This window comes from Mesorhizobium sp. B2-4-19 (genome assembly GCF_006441315.1).
In the GTDB taxonomy this organism is placed as follows: domain Bacteria; phylum Pseudomonadota; class Alphaproteobacteria; order Rhizobiales; family Rhizobiaceae; genus Mesorhizobium.
In genome coordinates this window covers 227,124-239,916 of sequence record NZ_VFUV01000002.1, presented here as the reverse complement: position 1 = coordinate 239,916, position 12,793 = coordinate 227,124, and the positions used below count along the sequence as shown (strand labels likewise).

Genomic DNA, 12,793 nt, shown 5'->3' with positions numbered 1-12,793 from the left:
GCCGACCGGCCCCCACCGGACGCCCATAAAGCGCGGTAAATGTCCGCCATTCATGGCCGCGGTCTTCTCAGTCATGGACGCCATCCCTGGCCAGGATCATCTGCAGGGCCCGCCGGCCGCGCGAGAGCAGGCTCTCCAACGCATCGACGCTGATCGCCAGGGTCGCGGCCGCCTCTATGTTGGACATCTCCTGATAGTAGACCAGGATGATCGCCTCGCGCTGGCGTGGCGCGAGCGCCTGCAAGGCCTGCTCGATCCCCTGCGGCTCTTCGCGGGCGTCGGGAAGCGGGGCAGGGTCGACCATGTCCGGCAAATCGTCGGTCACCAGTTCGCGGCGCCGGCGCAGCCGGTCGTAGCAGAGGTTGAGCGTCACCCGGTGGATCCAGCTGTCGAAGCGTGCATTGCCGCGCCGCCAGCTCGCGGCGTGGCGCCAGATGCGCACGAAGGTCTCCTGCGCGACATCCTCGGCCTCCGCCGCATCGCCCAGCATGCGCACGGCGAGCGAAAGGATGCGCGGCAATTTGCGTGCGACGAGCGTCTGCACGGCCGCCGGGTCGCCGGCACCGACCCGACGAACCAACTCCTCGTCCGGATCGGCGCTCATCGGCTGGCGCACTCCCGATTTCCATCACGCGTCATGGCCTCTTGGTCATTGCTCCGGCTTGGGAGCGGATTTGTGGCCTGGCATCTCGTCGGCCGTCAGAACGCCGTCGCCATTCTTGTCCAGCTTGGCAAAGCGCTTGGCGAAGAACGCATCGAGCTCGGCACGATCGATGAAGCCGTCATGGTTCGAATCGATGCGCGCGAAGGATTTGGCGGCATCGCCCTTGATGTTGCGCTTGGCCTGGAAAGCCTCCCACTCCAGCAGGCTGATCTTGCCGTCGCCATCCGTGTCGGCGGCCATGATCGCCTTCTCCCGCCGCTTCTGGAACTTGGCCAGCGTGATGTCGGACTTGGCCCTTGGCGCGGCCGGGGCGGCGGCTGGCGGCGTGGCGCCAGGAGACGTGACGCCAAGAGGCGTAGCAACTGGGGGCTGCGTCGCCGTCTGGGCGAGGGCCGCAACGGTCAGCAGGCTCAAGGCGGCGGCAAGGATCGAACGGCTTATCATGCTTCGGCGTCTCCGGTTGGCGCGTCGGCCACGGTCCATGCCGCGGTCACGCTTCAACCGTTAAACGCAGCGACGACGGAAATCCGTCGGTCGCCTGCGCCGATCATTCGATCCGGCGATGCCGCCTCGGTGCCGGTGCCAAAAGCAGCGGCCATGACACCCCATCCGGCGTCATACGAATGCACGCCGGTTTAGCCACCGCCCTTGGCGAACGGGCAGGAGCTATGCCGATGGGTCGGCGGCCACCAACTGGTCCGGTTTGAAACCCGCATGCTGCGGAATCCAGACATCGCCCTCGCGGTTGAACCAGTGGCACAGATACATGCCGGAAGCGGCACCGTCGCTGACCGTCATCTTCGGCCCTCCCGACTTCAGCTTGACGACGTCTCCGGTCTTGAAAGTGTTGGGCATTTTCGACCTCCCATGCTGATGCCCGCGAGTTTCCCACCAAAGCTGAGTCTCGACAATGGCGCATCTGGGAACCATTGCGCGATCCACCGCATAGGCAGCGGTCAAGTACCGATTGCGGCATAGGGAGGATAGGAAGGGAACTGGTGCCGCTTGCGTGACTCGAACACGCGACCCCCGCATTACGAATGCGGTGCTCTACCAACTGAGCTAAAGCGGCCCGGGAAGCCGAGGCCTCCAAGATGGGCTGGGTGATAGACTCAACCGGCCGCGAATTCAAGATGCCACTTGGCAAATCATGCAGGAGCGCCCGCCGCGATCGAAACCAGGGGTTTGCGCCTCCAAGCGCGCGAGAATCGCCGGCATGTTCCGATTTTGTTTGCCGGAATATCGCCAAGATGGACTTTGGACGGCCCGTCGAGGCAGAATGCGGCCGCGCGCCCGTTGATTGATTGGTCGCCTACGGCTAACCATCACGGAAGTTGGGGCAATTTGCAGAGGGATCCCGCTTGGACGCGATCGAAAAAGCGATCCGGAACGCCTTGGAGAAGGGCAATGCCGAGGACCGCGCGTTCCGCGAGAAGGTCTATCGCTCGGCCTTTGCCGCGCTTGACCGTGCGCTCCAGGCCAATCCCGGCGTGACCGTGGAAGTCGCCATCAAGCGCCGCAAGGCGATCCAGGCAACGATCACCGAAATCGAATCCGAGTTCCTGCCGGCGGTGCCGGATGTCGGCCTGGAGGTCGATGCCCCGGCGGCCGAGCCCGCGGCCACCGCGGCGCCCGCCATCGAGGTCGGCGACAAGGCGCCATCGCCCGCCGTCACCGTCGACGGCCCCGCGCAGCCCGCTTCCGATGCGCCGCGATCGCGCGTGCTGCCGGTCGTTCCCGACATCATGCCGGACGCGACGCTTCCTGGCGTGCCGGCCATCGACATGTCCGCTCCCGCCGCTTCGGGTACCGCGACGGAAGTGGCGCCCGATCGCGATGAGCGGCGCATTCGCGGGCGCCGCCTGCCGTTGACCGCCATTTTCTTCACCGTCACCCTGCTTGCGGCGATCGGCATCGGCGTGTTCTTTGCCATCCAGACCGGCGTGTTCAAGACGGCGGCGCAGCTCGATACGGCGCCGCCGGAGGCGCCGCCAACCGTCGAGGGCGACGATTTCACCCCGGCCGACGGCGCCAACGCGCCGGCCAAGCCTGGCGCCGCGGACCAGTCGCGCAACTGGATCAATGTGTTCTCGCCGACCGACCCGACGCATGTCGCAGCCCCTTCGGACGCCAAGGCCTCGGTGATGAAGGACGATACCGGTCCGTTCCTGCGCATCCAGTCCGGCCCCTCCGGTTCGGCGATCGCCTTCGATGTCGGGCAGGGCGTGCTGGAGAAGCTCGCGGGCAAGCACGCCGTGTTCGACATCATCGCGCGTGCCGAGGACGGCAAGGACACGCAGATTTCCGTCGACTGCAATTTCGGCGAGCTCGGCGATTGCGGCCGCAAGCGCTACGCGGTCGGCCAGCAGCGCAACGAATATCTGTTCGACGTGCAGTTCCCCAACAAGCATCCGGGCTCAGCCGGAACCATCGCCGTCAATTCCGATTTCGACAAGCAGGGCAAGGCGGTCGACATCTACGAGATCCGCGTCTCGATCGAGCCGTAAGAATATCGGCCGCATCTAGCGGTCGAGCAGCGCCTGCAGCGTCTCGATGCGGTCGGCCTCGTTGGCCGGCTTGTCCCAGCGCAGCCGTGAAATGCGGGGAAAGCGCATGGCGACGCCGGATTTGTGCCGGGTCGAGCGGTTGAGCCCCTCGAAGGCGACTTCCAGCACCAGCCCATTGTCACGATCCGCCCGCACCGAACGCACCGGGCCGAAACGCTCGACCGTGTTGTCCCGAACATATTTGTCGATCTGCTTCAGCTCCTCGTCGGTGAAGCCGAAATAGGCCTTGCCGACCGGCACCAATTCCTCCTCGCCCTCGGCTCCGGACCAGACGCCGAACGTGTAGTCGGAGTAGAAACTCGAGCGCTTGCCATGGCCGCGCTGGGCGTACATCAGCACCGCGTCCACCGTGTGCGGATCGCGCTTCCACTTGAACCACGGGCCTTTCGGCCGGCCGGCGACATAGGGCGAATCCCAGCGTTTCAGCATCACGCCCTCGATGATCGGATGCGGCGGCGCGCGGCGCAGGTTCTCCAGCGCCTGCCAATCCGCGAAGTCGACGAAGGGCGACAGGTCGAAACGGCTGGGGTCCAGCGTTTTCACGAAGGCTTCGAGGCGGCCACGCCGCTCGCGGAACGGCAATACGCGAAGGTCTTCGTCGCCGAGCTGAAGCAGGTCGTAACAGCGCATGAAGGCCGGATATTGCTGCTGCATCTTCGGCGTCACCGTCTTGCGGTTCAGCCGCTGCTGCAGGTCCGAGAAGGTCCCCGTCGCCTCTCGCGGGTCGCCGACAAGCAATTCGCCATCGAGCGTCGCGGAAAAGTGCATGGCATCGGCGAGGTCGGGAAAGGCGCCGGAGACATCGTCGCCAGTGCGTGAATAGAGCCGGCGGACGCCACCTTCCGCCACCGCCTGGACGCGGATGCCGTCCCATTTCCATTCGGCGGCGTAGTCCGCCGGATCGAGTTTTTCGAGATCGCCGTCGCCGACCGGGTTCGACAGCATCACCGGACGGAACAAAGCCATCGCCGTGTTGCGGGGTTTTTCGGCCTTGCCTTCCAGCCAGGCGAACAGCGGCGTATAGGGCGGCGACAGTCCGTGCCAGAGCTCCTCGATCTCGGAGACGTCGACCTTGCCGAAATCCGCCAGCGCCTGTTTGGCCAGCCGCGCCGAGACGCCGATGCGCAGGCCGCCGGTGACCAGCTTGATGATGGCAAAGCGCGCTGAGATGCCGGCGCTGTCGAGCAAGCTCGCCAGAACCTTCGGCCCGTCGGAGCGGCTTGCCGACTGCAGTTTGGCCACGACCTCGCCAAGCGTCGGCTCGCGGTTGGGGATATTGCCCGGCGTCTGCGGCCAGACCAGCGACACGGTTTCGGCGAGATCGCCGACATAGTCGTAGGAATAGCCGAACAGCACAGGGTCCATGCGTTCGGTGACCAGCATGCGCAGCATCGCCGGCTTGACCGCGGCTATAGTAAGGTCGCCGGTGATGGCCGCCAGCGCCAGCCCGCGATCCGGATCCTCGACGGTTCGGAAGTAATCGACCAGCAGCGTCAGCTTGCCGTTGCGCGACGGCGTCAGCACCAGGCGGTCGAGCAGTTCGGCGAAGCGGTTCATGCCTTCAATCGCCCTCGTCCTCATAGCCCACCAGATGCAGCGGCCGGGCGACGATGCCTTCGAGCTCGCACCAGCGGACCAGCGCTTCCTCGCGGCCATGCGTCACCCAGATCTCCTCGGCGCCGGTCTCCTTGATGGTGGCGGTAAGTTCGTCCCAATCGGCATGGTCCGAAATGATCAGCGGCAGTTCGACGCCACCTTGCTTGGCGCGCTGGCGGATCCGCATCCAGCCAGACGCGAAGCACGAGATCGGATCGGGAAAGCGCCGCGCCCAGCGATCGGCGAAGGCCGATGGCGGGCCGACGACGATGGCGCCAGTGAAGTCGTCCTTGCCGTCCTCGACCGTTGCCGGCTCGAGGATACCCAGGTCGATACCCTGGCTCTGATAATATTCGCTGAGCCTGGCCAGCGCGCCATGGATGTAGAGCGGCTTGTCATAGCCGGCATCGCGCAACAGCCGCATCACCCGCTGCGCCTTGCCCAGCGCATAGGCGCCGATCAGATGCGAGCGTTCGGGAAACTGCGCCGCCGATTTCAACAGGCGGGCGATCTCCTCCGTATCAGGCGGATGGCGAAACACCGGCAGGCCGAAGGTCGCTTCGGTGATGAACACGTCGCAGCGGATCGGCTCGAACGGCGCGCAGGTCGCATCCCCTTGCCGTTTGTAATCGCCGGAGGCGACGATGCGCGTGCCCTGATGCTCGACCGATATCTGCGCCGAACCCAGCACATGGCCGGCCGGATGGAAGCTGACGCTGACGCCGTTCAGCGCGATCGTCTCGCCGAGCCGTGCGGCTTGCGTCGTTGCGGCAAAGTCCTCGCCGTAGCGCAGACCCATAATGTCGAGCGTCTGCTGCGTCGCCAGCACCGAGCGGTGGCCGGAGCGTGCATGGTCGGAATGGCCGTGCGTGATCAGCGCCCGGCCCACTGGCCGCACTGGGTCGATGAAGAAATCGCCCGGTGGACAGTAAAGGCCTTCGGGCTGGGGATGAAGCAGGTCGGCGGCGCGCATGGTCCCCAAGATAGGATATAATTCCGCTGCGGGAAGCCGTTTGTCGGAGACTGCTGACTCTCAGGCCAGCTTTGCTCTACAGAGATGGCGGCCCGGCTGCCATCCGCCGGCGGAACCATCATCATGAAACCGCTTCAGACATCGTCCGGCGATTTGAACGCCGATCGCCGTGCCGACTATGCCGAGATGCTCTTTGCCTCCGGCGATACCACGGCGGCGGCCGAGCTGCTGCTCGGCGCATTGGATCTGGCGCCGCAATGGGCAATGGGCTGGTTCCGCCTTGGCGAAATGCACGAGGCATCGGGCAGGCTCGACCTGGCGGCGCAGGCCTGGGCGATGTCGCTGAAACTGGATGGGGCCGATCGCCAGGGCGCCGCCCTCAAATTGCAGCTGATCGGCAAGGGGCCGGTTGCCGCAGCGCCGCCCAGCGCCTTTGTCGAAGCGCTGTTTGACCACTATGCCGAGACATTCGAGGAGATGCTGGTCGGCAAGCTCGACTACCGGCTCCCCGAATTCATCGAGCAGATGATTCGCAAGGCAAGGCCGGGCCGCTTTCGCCTGGCGCTCGACCTGGGCTGCGGCACCGGGCTGATGGGCGAGAGGCTGAGGCCGATCGTCGACCGGCTGGAAGGGGTCGATATCTCGGCCAGGATGCTGAAGAAGGCGCGGGCGAAAGGCATCTACGACACGCTGACGAAAGCCGATCTGCAGGGATTCTCTCATTCAGGCGAAAAGCCCGATCTGGTGACATCGGCCGATGTACTGATCTACATCGGCGCGCTCGATGGTCTGGTGGGCACCATTGCCGGCCTGCTCGCCGAAGGCGGCCTGTTTGCCTTTTCCGTCGAGATCCTGGCAGACGACGGCGACTTCGCGCTGCAGCCCTCGCGGCGCTATGCCCATTCTCAACCCTATGTCAGGCGGACACTCGAGGGCAAAGGGCTTGCGATCCTGGCGCTGGAGCCAACCATCATCCGGCAGGATCGCCGCGAACCCGTCCAAGGGCTGGGCGTTGTGGCGTGGAAGCCTCACGCCGTTTGAAGTGAGCATGAACACCATCCCGCTGCTGCGAAAAAGTCCGATTTGCGTGCGCGACTGATATTTGCGATCTGGTCGCATCAATGCGGGATATCAGGAGGAGCATATCGGATGCGCTGGAACATGATGATCTTGGCATCTTGCCTGGCAACGGCCGGCTGCGTCGGCAACTCGATGTCCGAGCGGCAGGACGCTAACGTAGAATCCTCCCTGCAATACGACACCGTGCCGTGCGACCAGTTGCTGGCGCAGCGCAATGGCCTGGCGCAGCAATACAACCTTCCGGTGACCGCGAAGCCGACCTTCTCCAATCCCGCGATGGGTTTCGGTCCGTTCACGCCCGACATGCGCTCCAAGGCCAAGCGCGACAGCGACAAGGCGTCAGGCGAGATCGATGCCATGAACCGGTCGATCGAGCGCCGCGACTGCGGCAAGCCGGACAATCAGAAGAAGAAGTTCGCCCTGCCTGGCTGAAGTTAGAAGCTGCAGATGTCCGACGAGAGCGATCGTCGGCAGCATGCTTGGGTCCGCGTAGGGGACGATCAATGAAACTCTCGGACCTTGGCGACCGCATCTGCATTCTGGGGCCGTCCAACAGCGGCAAGTCGACCCTGGCCGTCGCGATTGCCCGCAAGCGTGGCCTGGAGCCCGTTCACCTCGATCTGCTTCATCATCTGCCCAACACAGACTGGGAGCCGCGTCCAAAGACCGAATTCATCGCCTTGCATGACACCGCGATCGCCGGCGAGCGCTGGGTGATGGACGGAAATTACTCGATCTGCATGCCGCAACGTTTCCGGCGGGCGACGGGAGTGATCCTGCTGGATATCTCCACGCCGGCAAGCCTGCTGCGTTACTTCAGGCGAAGCTGGTTTGAGAAGAACAGACGCGGAACCCTGGAGGGCGTACGCGACAGCGTCAAATGGGACATGATCCACCATATTGCCGTGACCACGCCGAAAAACCGCCGAAGATACCAGGCGATGTTCGAGGAGCTCGATTTGCCGAAGCTGCAGTTGTCCTCCGTGAGAGCAATCAAGCGGTGCTTCAGCCAGTGGGATCTGGCGATGTAAGAACCCTGGCTAATATCCCGCCTTGCGATCCACCAGATTCTCGAGCTTCTCGCCGCGCTCGAAGGCGTCCATCTGGCGCAGCATGGTCGGCACCAGGTGCATGGGATCGGAGGTCGCCGCGGCGTGCGGCGTCATGAACACCTTCGGATGGTTCCACAGCGGGCTGGTCTTCGGCAGCGGTTCGACCTCGAACACGTCAAGGCTCGCCTCCTTCAGCGTGCCGTCATCCAGCGCCCGCACGATATCGGCATCCTTCTGCAGGCGGCCGCGTCCGGCATTGATCAGCACCGAGCCGCCGAGGCCGTTGCGCTTGCGCAATTCCTTCAGCACGCCGTAATTGATGATGCCTTGCGTGTCCGGCGTCAGCGGCAAAAGCACGACAAGGATATCTGTCGCCTTGAGGAAGGGGATCAACCCGGCTTCGCCGGAATAGGTCGCCACCCCTTGCATCGGCCGCTCGGTGCGCGACCAGCCATTGACGGCGAAGCCGAGCGACAGCAGCACCAAGGCCGCGGCGCGGCCGAGATTGCCGAGGCCCATAATGCCGACCGATATGTCGCCGGCTGGCCGCTGCTGCGGCTCGTGCCAGGTCTTCTTTTGCTGCTGCTGCCGGTAGAGCAGGCCCTGGCGATGATGATCGAGCACCCGCCAGACGACGTATTCGGTCATGTATTGCGTGAGGTTGTCGGCGACGACCTTGACGATCGGCACGTCGGGCAGGCCTGGATCGGCGAAAATATGGTCCACGCCGGCGCCGATGGAGAAGATGGCGCGCAGATTGGGCAGCGACGACAGCAAATTGGGCTTCTGCTTCCACACAACCGCATAGGTGATCGACGGATCCTTGGCGCCGTCCGGCTCCAGCACCACCTCGCGCTCGGCCGACAAAAGCTCGCGCCAGCGCTGTGGATGAAAGCCGGTGACGGCAAGCAGGATGCGGCCTTTTTCCATCGCGGTATTCTAGTCCCTCTTTACGCAAATTACTCGCTGACGATGCCGACCGGCGCCGTCTCTATCTTGAAGGCGGCCGAGATCAGCGCCCGAGTATAGTCGGTTTGCGGATTTTCAAAAATCTGCTGGGAAGGGCCGGCTTCGACGATCTGGCCGTTGCGCATGACGATGACGTCGTTGGCAAGCGCCCGGATGACCTTGAGGTCATGGCTGATGAAGAGATAGGCGAGGTCGTGCTTGGCCTGCAGATTGCGCAGGAGGTCGACGACCTGCGCCTGCACGCTCATGTCGAGCGCCGATGTCGGCTCGTCCAGCATGACGAAGCGCGGGTTGAGCACCATGGCGCGCGCGATCGCGACACGCTGGCGCTGGCCGCCGGAAAACTCGTGCGGATAGCGGTTCCGGGTCGCCGGATCGAGGCCGACCTCCTTCAGCACGTCCGCAACCCTGTCGTCGCGTTCATCGGGCGACAGTTTCGGCTCGTGGATCTTCAGCCCTTCCTCGATGATCTCGGCGATCGACATGCGCGGGCTGAGCGAACCGAACGGATCCTGGAACACGATCTGCAATTCGCGCCTGAGCGGCCGCATGGCGTTGAAGGTGAGCTGGTTGATGTCGCGGCCGTTGAACCGGATGGTTCCCGTCGACGAGATCATGCGCGCCAAGGCCAGGCCGAGCGTCGTCTTGCCGGAACCGGATTCGCCGACCACGCCCAGCGTTTGGCCGGCGCGCACGGTGACATCGATGCCGTCGACCGCCTTCACATGGTCGACCGTGCGGCGGAAGAAGCCCTGCTTGATCGGGAACCAGACTTTTATGTCCTTGCCGGTCATCACCGGCTTGGCGTCGGCGTTGGCGGCCGGCGGCTTGCCCTTCGGCTCGGCTGCCAGCAGGTGGCGCGTATAGGGGTGCTGCGGATTGGCGAAGATGTCCTTGGTCGGTCCGGTCTCGACGATCTTGCCCTTGGTCATGACGCAGACCCGGTCGGCGATCTTGCGCACGATGCCGAGATCGTGGGTAATGAACAGCATCGACATGCCTTTGCGGCTTTTGAGGCCCGCCAGCAGTTCGAGGATCTGCGCCTGCACGGTGACGTCGAGCGCCGTCGTCGGCTCGTCGGCGATCAGCAGTTCCGGTTCGTTGGCCAGAGCCATGGCGATCATGACGCGCTGGCGCTGGCCGCCGGACAGCTGGTGCGGATAGGCGTCGAGCCGCTTCTGCGGATCGCGGATGCCGACCTCGTTGAGCAGCGCCAGCGTGCGCGCCTTGGCCGGGCGGTCGGCCATGCCCTGATGCAGCTTCAGGATCTCGACGATCTGCTGCTCGATCGTGTGCAGCGGATTGAGCGAGGTCATCGGCTCCTGGAAGATCATGGTGATCTTGTTGCCGCGCACCTGTCGCAACTGCTTCTCGCTCATCGCCAGCAGGTCGGCGCCTTGGAAAAGGATCTCCCCTGAGGGGTGGCTCGCCGTCGGATAGGGCAGGAGCTTCAGCACTGACAAGGCCGACACCGATTTGCCGGAGCCGGACTCTCCGACCAGTGCCACGGTCTCGCCCTTGGCGAGGTCGAAGGAAATGTGGTCGACCGCCGTCGACTGGTTGCCACCTTGCGCGAAGGCGACGCTGAGATCGCGGACAGAGAGCAGAATTTCGCTCATCTGAATGCCTTGCGCGGGTCGAAGGCATCGCGCGCGGCCTCACCGATGAACACCAGCAACGACAGCATCAGCGAGACGACGATGAAGCCGGAAATACCGAGCCAAGGCGCGTTCAGGTTGCTTTGCGCCTGCTTCATGAGTTCGCCTAGCGACGGGGAGCCCGGAGGCAGGCCGAAGCCGAGATAGTCGAGCGAGGTCAGCGTCGAGATCGAACCACTGGTCAGGAACGGCAGGAAGGTCAGCGTCGCCACCATGGCGTTGGGCAACAGATGCCGGAACATGATCGTGCGATTGGGCACGCCGAGCGCGCGGGCGGCGTTGACATATTCGAAGTTGCGGGCACGCAGGAACTCGGCACGTACCACCCCGACCAGCGCCACCCAGGAGAAGATCATCATCAGACCAAGCAGGATGAAGAAACCGGGCGGCAGGATGGCGGAGACGATGAGCAGCAGATAGAGCACCGGGATCGCTGACCAGATCTCGATGACGCGCTGGAACAGAAGATCGGTCCAGCCGCCGAAATAGCCCTGCATGGCGCCTGCGGCAACGCCGATCAGCGACGAGCCCGCGGTCAGGATCAGACCGAACAGCACCGAGATCCTGAAACCGTAGATAAGCCGCGCCAGCACGTCGCGCGCTTGGTCGTCTGTGCCCAGCCAGTTCCAGTTGCCGACAATGCAATCGGGATCGGCCGCCCCTTGCGGATACTGGCCGCAGCGCTTGTCCGCATCATATTGCCAGGATGGCTTTGCAGGCGCGGCATCGGGAATGGCATTGTTGACCGTGCGATAGGAGTAGCGGATCGGCGGCCAGATCATCCAGCCATTGGCGTTGATCTCGTCCCGGATGACCGGATCGCGATAATCGGTCACGGCATAGAAGCCGCCGAACTTCTCCTCGGGGTAGGCGACCAGCACTGGAAACAGGATCTCGCCCTTGTAGGAGACGAGGATCGGCTTGTCGTTGGCGATCCATTCGGAAAACAGCGACAGACCGAACAGCACAAGGAAGATCCACAGCGACCAGTAGCCGCGTCGGTTGGCCTTGAAGTTCTGCCAGCGCCGGCGGTTCAGCGGCGATAGCCAAGGCCGTTTGGCGCGTCTCGGTGTGGTCTCGACAACGGTGTTCTCGACAACGGCTTGGGACATCAGATGTCTCTCCGCTCGAAATCGATGCGCGGATCGACCCAGGTGTACATCAGGTCGGACAGCAGGCCGACGAACAGCCCAAGCAGCGAGAAGATATAGAGATTGGCGAACACCACCGGATAGTCGCGCTGCAGGACCGACTTGAAGCCGAGCAGGCCAAGACCGTCGAGTGAGAAGATGTTCTCGATCAGCAGCGAGCCGGTGAAGAAGGCCGAGATGAAGGCGCCGGGAAAGCCGGCGATGACGATCAGCATGGCATTGCGGAAGACATGGCCGTAGAGCACCTTGCGCTCCGACAGGCCCTTGGCGCGCGCCGTCACCACATACTGCTTGCGGATTTCCTCGAGGAAGGAATTCTTGGTGAGCAGCGTTGTCGTGGCGAAGGCCGACAGCACGAGCGCGGTCAGCGGCAACGTCATGTGCCAGATATAGTCGACGACCCTGTCCGGCCAGGACAACTGGTCCCAATTATCCGAAACGATGCCGCGCAACGGGAACCAGTCCCAGAACGAGCCGCCGGCAAACAGCACCATCAGCAGGATGCCGAACAGGAAGCCCGGGATCGCATAGCCGATGATGACGACGCCGCTGGTCCACATGTCGAACGCCGAGCCATCCTTGACCGCCTTGCGGATGCCGAGCGGGATCGAGATCAGGTAGGACAGGATGGTGATCCAGATGCCGAGCGAGATCGACACAGGCATCTTTTCGAGGATCAGGTTGAGCACCGATATGTCGCGGAAATAGCTATCGCCGAAATCGAACCGGATATAGTTCCACAGCATCATGCCGAAGCGTTCGAGCGGCGGCTTGTCGAAGCCGAACTGCTTTTCCAGCTTCTTGATGAACTCGGGGTCAAGACCTTGCGCACCGCGGTATTTCGAGCCGATATCGCCGGCGGCATCGACATTGCCACCGGCGCCGGCGTCGCCACCACCGCTGCCGAGGCGATCGCTGCCGCCCTGGTTGGTCAGACTGGCAATCACCTGCTCGACCGGACCGCCGGGCGCGAACTGGATCACGGCAAAGGAAATCGCCATGATGCCGAACAGCGTCGGGATCATCAGAAGGATGCGTCGCAGTATATAGGCGCCCATCAGCCCGCCAATCCTGCGCGAACGG

The 12,793-nt window shown here is 63.8% G+C and carries 13 protein-coding genes and 1 tRNA gene; 4 read left to right on the top strand and 10 right to left on the bottom strand.

Features of this window, described 5'->3' with window-relative positions; translation table 11 throughout:
- Window positions 1-67 precede the first annotated feature (67 nt).
- From FJ546_RS04405 to FJ546_RS04390, 4 genes are all read right to left on the bottom strand, one after another.
- A complete protein-coding gene (locus FJ546_RS04405; protein WP_140888242.1) occupies window positions 68-604 on the bottom strand; it encodes an RNA polymerase sigma factor in 537 nt (178 codons plus the stop codon).
- Between the two features lie 45 nt (window positions 605-649).
- On the bottom strand, window positions 650-1,108 hold the full coding sequence (locus FJ546_RS04400; RefSeq protein WP_140888241.1) for an acid-shock protein: 459 nt from the start codon (window positions 1,106-1,108) through the stop codon (window positions 650-652).
- Between the two features lie 222 nt (window positions 1,109-1,330).
- On the bottom strand, window positions 1,331-1,519 hold the full coding sequence (locus FJ546_RS04395; protein ID WP_019863018.1) for a YodC family protein: 189 nt from the start codon (window positions 1,517-1,519) through the stop codon (window positions 1,331-1,333).
- Window positions 1,520-1,660: 141 nt separating this feature from the next.
- Window positions 1,661-1,736, bottom strand: a tRNA-Thr gene (locus FJ546_RS04390).
- Between the two features lie 289 nt (window positions 1,737-2,025).
- On the opposite strand from FJ546_RS04390, the gene FJ546_RS04385 reads away from it, so the two are divergent.
- Entirely contained in the window at window positions 2,026-3,171 is a 1,146-nt protein-coding gene (locus FJ546_RS04385) for a hypothetical protein (protein ID WP_140888240.1), read from the top strand.
- Window positions 3,172-3,186: 15 nt separating this feature from the next.
- Here FJ546_RS04385 and FJ546_RS04380 read toward each other — a convergent pair whose 3' ends face one another.
- Both FJ546_RS04380 and FJ546_RS04375 read right to left on the bottom strand, forming a co-directional pair.
- Window positions 3,187-4,788, bottom strand: a complete 1,602-nt coding sequence (locus tag FJ546_RS04380; protein ID WP_140888239.1) for a cisplatin damage response ATP-dependent DNA ligase — start codon at window positions 4,786-4,788, stop codon at window positions 3,187-3,189.
- Between the two features lie 4 nt (window positions 4,789-4,792).
- Window positions 4,793-5,800 carry a ligase-associated DNA damage response exonuclease gene (locus tag FJ546_RS04375; RefSeq protein WP_140888238.1) on the bottom strand — a complete coding sequence of 336 codons (1,008 nt, stop codon included), beginning with the start codon at window positions 5,798-5,800 and terminating at the stop codon, window positions 4,793-4,795.
- A gap of 123 nt (window positions 5,801-5,923) precedes the next feature.
- Here FJ546_RS04375 and FJ546_RS04370 point away from each other — a divergent pair, with 123 nt between their 5' ends.
- From FJ546_RS04370 to FJ546_RS04360, 3 genes are all read left to right on the top strand, one after another.
- Complete coding sequence (locus FJ546_RS04370; RefSeq protein ID WP_140888237.1) at window positions 5,924-6,841, top strand: class I SAM-dependent methyltransferase; 918 nt, start codon at window positions 5,924-5,926, stop codon at window positions 6,839-6,841.
- A gap of 120 nt (window positions 6,842-6,961) precedes the next feature.
- The gene (locus tag FJ546_RS04365) at window positions 6,962-7,312 is read left to right on the top strand and encodes a hypothetical protein (RefSeq protein WP_246686744.1); all 351 of its coding nucleotides are present in this window, start codon (window positions 6,962-6,964) and stop codon (window positions 7,310-7,312) included.
- A gap of 71 nt (window positions 7,313-7,383) precedes the next feature.
- Window positions 7,384-7,911: an AAA family ATPase gene (locus FJ546_RS04360; RefSeq protein WP_140888235.1), complete on the top strand. Its 528-nt coding sequence runs from the start codon at window positions 7,384-7,386 to the stop codon at window positions 7,909-7,911.
- Window positions 7,912-7,920: 9 nt separating this feature from the next.
- Here FJ546_RS04360 and FJ546_RS04355 read toward each other — a convergent pair whose 3' ends face one another.
- Genes FJ546_RS04355 through FJ546_RS04340 form a run of 4 tightly spaced genes read right to left on the bottom strand, consistent with a single transcriptional unit; the run spans window position 7,921 to window position 12,768 of the window.
- On the bottom strand, window positions 7,921-8,862 hold the full coding sequence (locus tag FJ546_RS04355) for a glyoxylate/hydroxypyruvate reductase A (protein ID WP_140888234.1): 942 nt from the start codon (window positions 8,860-8,862) through the stop codon (window positions 7,921-7,923).
- Between the two features lie 29 nt (window positions 8,863-8,891).
- The gene (locus FJ546_RS04350; RefSeq protein ID WP_140888233.1) at window positions 8,892-10,520 is read right to left on the bottom strand and encodes an ABC transporter ATP-binding protein; all 1,629 of its coding nucleotides are present in this window, start codon (window positions 10,518-10,520) and stop codon (window positions 8,892-8,894) included.
- Entirely contained in the window at window positions 10,517-11,671 is a 1,155-nt protein-coding gene (locus FJ546_RS04345; protein WP_140888232.1) for an ABC transporter permease, read from the bottom strand. The genes FJ546_RS04350 and FJ546_RS04345 overlap by 4 nt, the downstream gene beginning before the upstream one ends.
- A complete protein-coding gene (locus FJ546_RS04340) occupies window positions 11,671-12,768 on the bottom strand; it encodes a microcin C ABC transporter permease YejB (RefSeq protein WP_140888231.1) in 1,098 nt (365 codons plus the stop codon). Before FJ546_RS04340 ends, FJ546_RS04345 begins: the two co-directional genes overlap by 1 nt.
- Between the last annotated feature and the right edge of the window lie 25 nt (window positions 12,769-12,793).

What these genes read in the sequence shown, in the direction of transcription:
- FJ546_RS04405 (WP_140888242.1), bottom strand. Translation starts at nt 604, where the DNA reads ATGAGCGCCGATCCGGACGAGGAGTTGGTTCGTCGGGTCGGTGCCGGC.
- FJ546_RS04360 (WP_140888235.1), top strand. Translation starts at nt 7,384, where the DNA reads ATGAAACTCTCGGACCTTGGCGACCGCATCTGCATTCTGGGGCCGTCC.
- FJ546_RS04350 (WP_140888233.1), bottom strand. Translation starts at nt 10,520, where the DNA reads ATGAGCGAAATTCTGCTCTCTGTCCGCGATCTCAGCGTCGCCTTCGCG.
- FJ546_RS04380 (WP_140888239.1), bottom strand. Translation starts at nt 4,788, where the DNA reads ATGAACCGCTTCGCCGAACTGCTCGACCGCCTGGTGCTGACGCCGTCG.
- FJ546_RS04345 (WP_140888232.1), bottom strand. Translation starts at nt 11,671, where the DNA reads ATGTCCCAAGCCGTTGTCGAGAACACCGTTGTCGAGACCACACCGAGA.
- FJ546_RS04375 (WP_140888238.1), bottom strand. Translation starts at nt 5,800, where the DNA reads ATGCGCGCCGCCGACCTGCTTCATCCCCAGCCCGAAGGCCTTTACTGT.
- FJ546_RS04395 (WP_019863018.1), bottom strand. Translation starts at nt 1,519, where the DNA reads ATGCCCAACACTTTCAAGACCGGAGACGTCGTCAAGCTGAAGTCGGGA.
- FJ546_RS04400 (WP_140888241.1), bottom strand. Translation starts at nt 1,108, where the DNA reads ATGATAAGCCGTTCGATCCTTGCCGCCGCCTTGAGCCTGCTGACCGTT.
- FJ546_RS04365 (WP_246686744.1), top strand. Translation starts at nt 6,962, where the DNA reads ATGATGATCTTGGCATCTTGCCTGGCAACGGCCGGCTGCGTCGGCAAC.
- FJ546_RS04355 (WP_140888234.1), bottom strand. Translation starts at nt 8,862, where the DNA reads ATGGAAAAAGGCCGCATCCTGCTTGCCGTCACCGGCTTTCATCCACAG.
- FJ546_RS04340 (WP_140888231.1), bottom strand. Translation starts at nt 12,768, where the DNA reads ATGGGCGCCTATATACTGCGACGCATCCTTCTGATGATCCCGACGCTG.
- FJ546_RS04370 (WP_140888237.1), top strand. Translation starts at nt 5,924, where the DNA reads ATGAAACCGCTTCAGACATCGTCCGGCGATTTGAACGCCGATCGCCGT.